We start from the raw sequence: 6,915 nt of genomic DNA on the forward strand, positions 1-6,915 counted from the left end.
TTAAATAAATATTCAATAATCTTAATCTTTTTATAACAATACCTTCTAAAATACATATAAAAAAAATGATTTAAATAACTAATTATACTATTAAGTGTGTAATCAGACTCGTTAATTTTGTGTTTTTTTAAAAGGGGAATTATCATATATTTGAACCCAAGAATAATTTTTCGAAATGAAATATTACTTATTGTAAATTAAACAATTTTAAAATTTATATAATTATGAAATTACTGGAAGGCAAAGTAGCTATTATTACTGGAGCAAGTAGAGGAATAGGAAAAGGGATAGCCGAATTATTCGCAAAACATGGAGCTAATATAGCATTTACTTATAGCTCGTCTGTTGAATCTGCTTTGGCACTTGAAAATGAATTGAACGCTATTGGAATAAAAGCAAAAGGCTACCAATCAAATGCAGCCGATTTTAATGAAGCTCAAACTTTTGTTGATGCTGTTTTAGCTGAATTTGGAACTGTTGACATATTAATAAATAATGCTGGTATAACCAAGGACAATCTTTTAATGAGAATGTCAGAGGCAGATTTTGATCAAGTAATCGATGTTAATTTGAAATCTGTTTTCAATATGACTAAAGCCATTCAAAAGACTTTTTTAAAACAACGTTCAGGATCAATTATTAATATGAGTAGCGTAGTTGGGGTTTCTGGTAATGCTGGACAAACAAACTATGCCGCTTCAAAAGCTGGAGCAATTGGTTTTACCAAATCAGTAGCCCTAGAATTAGGTTCAAGAAATATTCGCTGCAATGCAATTGCGCCAGGATTTATTGAAACCGAAATGACTGCTAAATTAAGTGATGAAGTGGTTCAAGGCTGGAGAGATGGCATTCCACTAAAACGTGGAGGAACGACTTTAGATGTTGCGAATGCTTGTTTGTTTCTTGCTTCAGACATGAGTGCTTATGTAACAGGTCAAGTTTTAAATGTTTGTGGAGGCATGCTTACTTAAGAGGTGTTCAGTATTAATATTTTTAGTGTTCCGTAAATACCTAAAAATTGAATTATTACTAAACTGATTACTATTTAATATGACAACAAATACACTATTTCTACTACTACTATCATTAGTTATAGCAAGTGGTTTTTCATATTTTCAATATTATTATAATGCCAAAACCAAGTTGAAAGTAAACTTGGTTTTGGCATTTTTACGTTTTCTTTCTATTTTTTTACTTTTATTATTATTAATTAATCCTATAATTACTAGAAAATCATTAGAAATCATTAAAACTCCTTTAGCAATAGTAGTTGACAATTCAAGTTCTATAGAAGTTCTAAAGGCAAAAACAACATCTTTAGAATTATTTCGTCAACTATATAAAAATAAAGAATTAAAAGAAAAATTTGATGTTCAATCGTATCAGTTTGATAGTGAATTTCAAACTTCAGAAAAATTTGATTTTAAAGGAAAACAAACAAATATAGATTTAGTCGCAAAAAATTTTAAAAGTATTTTTAAAAATAATATGTTTCCGTCAGTGATAATTACCGATGGAAATCAAACAACTGGAAACGATTATATATTTTCTTTTCAAAAAAACAATACTGTTTTCCCACTTGTAGTTGGAGATACAACCTCTTTTTTAGATTTTAAAGTAAATCATGTCAATGTAAATAAATATGCTTTTCATAAAAATAAATTTCCTGTAGAAGTATTTTTACAATATTCAGGTTCCAAAAGCGTCAACGCTAATTTCAGTATTTCTCAAGGTAATACTACACTTAGTAAAGAAAACATTTCATTTTCATCAAACAAGAAATCAGCAATAATAACTCTTTTGTTACCTGCAGAAAAAGTAGGCACACAGGTATTTAAAGCAACTATTTCTTCAAACGAGAAAGAGAAAAACACGTATAATAATAGTAAAAATTTTGCGATTGATATCATTGATCAAAAAACAAATGTAGCAATTGTATCGTTGATTAATCACCCTGATATTGGTATGTTAAAAAGAGCTATTGAAACCAATGCTCAACGTAAAGTTACTATCATTAAGCCAAGCCAAATAAAGACATTAGAAGATTATAATTTAGTGGTTTTGTATCAGCCTACTAACGAATTTAAAACGGTTTTTGATAATATTAAAACATCTGGTGTCAACACTTTAATAATTACAGGTTTAAACACAGATTTTACTTTTTTAAACCAACAGCAAAATAATTTAGACTTTAAAATGAGTGCACAAAAAGAAGATTATTTATCCGAATATAATTCTGAATTTAATCTTTTTGCAATTGATAATTTGGGTTTTGAAAATTTTCCGCCTTTGCAAAACCCTTTCGGAACGATTACTACTAAAGGTAATGTTTCTATTTTGCTTTCTTCTACTATCAGAAATATAAAAACAAATGCTCCTATTTTAGCATTTGTCGAAAATCAGAATAAACGTTCCGCTTTTTTGCTTGGAGAAAATTGTTGGAAATGGAGATTGCAATCTCATGTTGAAAACCAATCTTTTGAAAAATTTGACCTTTTTATTGATAAAATAATTCAGTTTTTGACATCAAACAACGTTAGGAAATCTTTGGTTGTCGAGCATGAAAATTTTTATAATTCTGGTGAATATATTGAAATTTCTGCGCAATATTTTAATAAAAATTATGAATTTGATGAAAAAGCAAAATTGACAATTTCTATAAAAAACACTAAGACAAAACAGAATAAAAACTATGATTTATTAAAAAGAAATACTTGTTACAAAGCAAATTTTGATGGACTTATAGCAGGTACTTACGATTTTTTAGTTAAAGAAATAAACTCTAATACAAGTTATTCAGGTCATTTTGAAGTCTTAGATTTTGATATCGAAAAACAATTTGTAAATCCTGACGTCAATAAATTAAAACAATTAGCGAGTGAAACTAATGGCAGCCTTTTTTATCCTAATCAGGTAGAAGCCTTAATCAAAAAGCTTCTTGATGACGAGAATTACAAATCTGTTCAAAAAGAAATAATTAAAAAAGAACCATTAATTGATTGGACATGGCTTCTAATTTTAATAGCAATTTCATTAGCATCTGAATGGTTTATTAGAAAATATAACGGATTGCTTTAAGATAATTAATTTTATAATGTTTTTTGATATTTCTTCTTTTTCAACATATCTGAAGCAGTCTGATAATATGAAATTGTTTCTTTAATTAAATCAGTTCTTTCTTTATATAGCGGTTTTTCATCATAATACAACTGAAACTCATTCCCGGTTTTAAGACTCGATTCAATAGTTATTTGCAATTGTTTGACTTTTTGTTTAGGCGAAATTATAGTCAAAACATTATCCTTGAGTAACCCTAAATTTTGATAAGTTGCAATTAAAGCTCTTGGCTTGTAATCGGATTTTAAAACATCCTGCCCAAAAAATTTACTTGAATAATTAAAATGTAATAATCCAAAAACTGTAGGCATTAAATCTATTTGAGACATCAAATTATTATAATGCTTTGGTTTTATATAGTTTGGTGCATAAATCATAGCAGGTATTCTATATTTATCCAAAGGTAATTCTGTTTTTCCTGCACTTGAGGCACAATGATCTGCTACAATAACAAAAACAGTATTAGAAAACCAAGGCTGCTTTTTTGCCATTTCAAAGAATTTCCTGATGGAATAGTCGGTATATTTTACACCACCTTCACGTGATTTTGAATCTCCGGAAATATCAATTTTATTATTAGGATATGTAAACGGCCTATGGTTACTTACGGTCATAATATGATTAAAAAATGGTTTGTTTTCCTTAGCTTCCTTATTCATTACTTTTATGGCTTTGTTATACATATCTTCATCACAAACGCCCCATATATTTTGAAAAGTTATTTCATTGGGTTGAAATGTTTTTTTATCTACAATTTCATAACCATTTCCTGTAAAAAAATCCTGCATATTGTCAAAGTATGCATCTCCACCATATAAATATTTCACAGCATATCCTTTTTGTTTAAATATGCTACCAGTAGAAAACTTATTTTTATTATCCTTTCTTTTTACAACACTTTCACCAGCAGTTGGAGGCAAACACAAGGTTACAGCCTCAAGACCACGAACAGTTCGATTCCCTACTGCATAAAGATTTGTGAATAATAAACTTTTTGTTGCTAAATCATCTAGAAAAGGAGTGATATTATCTTCATTTCCATATATCTTCATAAATTCGGAACTATAACTTTCAATAGTAATTAGAACCACGTTTTTATGATTCTCGGATACATTACCTTTTAATTCTCTCAAAGTTGTTGTACCTGTAGTGTTAGGTATTTGCTCATTTAATATAGCATAAGCTTCTTTTTCGGACAACGTTTTATAAAACTTAAAATAATCTAGCTCGCTATTCATAAAGGCTAAATAGAATTTATTTATGCCATTGGATTCCAGTTCATTTGAAAATATATTTGTTGAATTTTCCTTAGAGGATAAGAAAGGAATTGCTAGAAAAGAAAATCCAAATAAAAGAAAATATATACCTGATATTTTAATTTTTTCTGTAAACGAAGGCAAGTTTTCGATGTAATTTTTAGAATGTTTAACAATTAAATAAGTAATCAATCCAGCTATAATGAATAAACCTGAAAAAATTGGAATTACAGGATATGATTGCATAATATTTCCAATAACTTCATTGGTATACACTAAATAATCAACTGCAATGAAATTGTATTTTAAACCAAATTCGTTCCAGAAAAAGTATTCACTAATGGCATCTTGCAAAATTAGAACTACATACAAGAAAATAGCAAAAGAGAATAGCCAAAACCGTATTTGATTTCGATATTTAGGTAAAAAAAGTAATAATCCGAATAGAATTGTTTTTAGCGCAATGAAACTAATTCCTATTTGTGGTAAAGCACCCCCGTATTCATTGAGGATGGTATTGAAACAGGAAACGTAAATTAACAAAGATAGCAATGCTCCAAAAACAATGTATCCAGTCGGTTTTAGGTATTTTGAATTGGATATAAAAATGAGATATAGCCATAAAAATATAGAAGCTATTATGAAAACAAAAAAATCTGAAAATAAGCCTAGAAAAAATATTTTAAAAATATCAATTGCGCTAAATGTTGTTTGCGTAATAGGATGAAAAATCAGAATAATCCGCAAAACTACACTTACCAAGACATATAAATTCGTAAGATTATAAAAAGGGGATAATTTTTTTGTGAATGACATAATTTTTTTTTGTAAATGTAAAGCGTTGCTAGTGAAATATAAGTTAAATTTTTTCCTATTTCAACAATATTTAAATTTATATTTGAATAAAAAATCATGAACGACGCCCATTTACATTTAATAGTAAACCATTTCCCAATTATTGGAACAATATTAGGTTTAGGAATTTTAGTTACAGGAATAATTATTAAAAATAATTCAGTCAAAAATACTGCTTATGCACTGTTTGTGGTTGCTGCTGTTTTTGCATTCTTTAGCATGGCAACAGGAGAAGGAGCAGAAGAAATAGTTGAAGACATGCCTAATATAGGAAAACATATTATTCATGAACATGAAGAAATGGCCGAAAATCTAGCGCTGGTTTTATATTTACTTGGAATTTTATCTGTTATAGGAATTTATTTCAATTTAAAAAACAAAGCAAAAGCAAACTTAATTTCCTTCTTAATACTAACAATAGCAATAGTAGGAGCAATATTGGCGCAAATAACAGGAACTACAGGAGGGGAAATTCGCCATACAGAAATTAGAAACAACACTAATCATTCATAGCAAGTGTTTTTGATTTCATATATAATGAATTATTACATTGAAATAAATAGATTTATTTGATTTTTTTTTAATAAGTTAATGTATTAATTGCTTTGTATTTATAATTTCTACTATATTTGCAATCAAATTAAAAGATTTTAGAACTAAAATTTTATGTTATCAAATCAAATACATCACCATCATTTTCATTATTGCTCTCAAGCGATGTGTTAATGGTATGTATGTAAATCATCATATTTAAAAACCCGTTTGAGTGTATCAAGCGGGTTTTTTATTTCAAATCCGTTTATACTCAAAAAAGTATAAAACTTAAACAAAAAAAAATGAATACTTTAAAAATTGCCATTCAAAAATCAGGTCGACTAAACGAAGAAAGCATTCAAATCCTAAAAGATTGTGGCATTTCTATTGATAATGGAAACGACCAACTCAAAGCTTCTGCAACTAATTTTCCTTTGGAAGTTTTATATCTAAGAAATTCAGATATTCCTCAATATTTAATTGATGGAGTAGTCGATATTGCTATTGTAGGCGATAATTTGTTAGTAGAAAAAGGAAATGATATTAAGGTAATCCAAAAATTAGGTTTTTCTAAATGTAAGGTATCAGTCGCTGTACCTAAAGCATTTGAATATAAAACAATTAAAGATTTAGAAGGTTTGCGAATTGCAACTTCCTACCCAAATACGGTTCTTAACTTTTTTAATTCAAAAGGAGTATCAGTTGATTTACACCAAATATCTGGTTCTGTAGAAATCGCACCTAACATTGGACTTGCTGATGCTATCGTGGATATCGTTTCTAGCGGAAGTACCTTGTTCAAAAACAATTTGAAAGAAGTAGAAGTAATTTTCAAAAGCGAAGCCGTTTTAGCCGTTTCTCCAAAAGTTACTCCAGAAGTTCAATCCATAATTAACACCCTTCAATTTAGAATTGAATCCGTATTAAGAGCTAGAAAATCAAGGTATATTTTGATGAATGTTCCTAATGATAAAATAGAAACTATTGGTAAAATTTTACCTGTACTGAAAAGTCTTACCGTTATGCCATTGGCAGAAGAGGGGTGGAGTAGTATACATTCTGTAATTGATAAGGATACTTTTTGGGATGTTATTGACCAATTAAAAGAAGCAGGAGCCGAAGGAATTTTGGTTTGTCCAATTGAAAAAATGGT

Annotated in this window: 5 protein-coding genes; 4 read left to right on the forward strand and 1 reads right to left on the reverse strand. The window is 28.5% G+C overall.

Annotated elements, in window-relative coordinates; all coding sequences use genetic code 11:
• Window positions 1-224 precede the first annotated feature (224 nt).
• A complete protein-coding gene (fabG, locus tag ACKVOD_RS05145) occupies window positions 225-971 on the forward strand; it encodes a 3-oxoacyl-[acyl-carrier-protein] reductase (protein WP_409208401.1) in 747 nt (248 codons plus the stop codon).
• Between the two features lie 79 nt (window positions 972-1,050).
• Complete coding sequence (locus ACKVOD_RS05150; protein ID WP_409208402.1) at window positions 1,051-3,078, forward strand: hypothetical protein; 2,028 nt, start codon at window positions 1,051-1,053, stop codon at window positions 3,076-3,078.
• A gap of 11 nt (window positions 3,079-3,089) precedes the next feature.
• On the opposite strand, the gene ACKVOD_RS05155 is transcribed toward ACKVOD_RS05150, so the two are convergent.
• Complete coding sequence (locus ACKVOD_RS05155) at window positions 3,090-5,189, reverse strand: LTA synthase family protein (protein WP_409208403.1); 2,100 nt, start codon at window positions 5,187-5,189, stop codon at window positions 3,090-3,092.
• Window positions 5,190-5,285: 96 nt separating this feature from the next.
• Between ACKVOD_RS05155 and ACKVOD_RS05160 the strand changes: the two genes are divergently transcribed.
• A complete protein-coding gene (locus ACKVOD_RS05160; RefSeq protein WP_409208404.1) occupies window positions 5,286-5,741 on the forward strand; it encodes a hypothetical protein in 456 nt (151 codons plus the stop codon).
• Between the two features lie 323 nt (window positions 5,742-6,064).
• A partial coding sequence (hisG, locus tag ACKVOD_RS05165; protein WP_409208405.1) for an ATP phosphoribosyltransferase occupies window positions 6,065-6,915 on the forward strand: 851 nt, incomplete at its 3' end.

The sequence above is a fragment of the Flavobacterium sp. genome (assembly GCF_046155325.1).
Taxonomy (GTDB): Bacteria; Bacteroidota; Bacteroidia; order Flavobacteriales; family Flavobacteriaceae; genus Flavobacterium.

Excerpts from the sequence above, each read along its gene's own strand:
- fabG (WP_409208401.1), top strand. The coding sequence starts at position 225 with ATGAAATTACTGGAAGGCAAAGTAGCTATTATTACTGGAGCAAGTAGA.
- ACKVOD_RS05150 (WP_409208402.1), top strand. The coding sequence starts at position 1,051 with ATGACAACAAATACACTATTTCTACTACTACTATCATTAGTTATAGCA.
- ACKVOD_RS05155 (WP_409208403.1), bottom strand. The coding sequence starts at position 5,189 with ATGTCATTCACAAAAAAATTATCCCCTTTTTATAATCTTACGAATTTA.
- ACKVOD_RS05160 (WP_409208404.1), top strand. The coding sequence starts at position 5,286 with ATGAACGACGCCCATTTACATTTAATAGTAAACCATTTCCCAATTATT.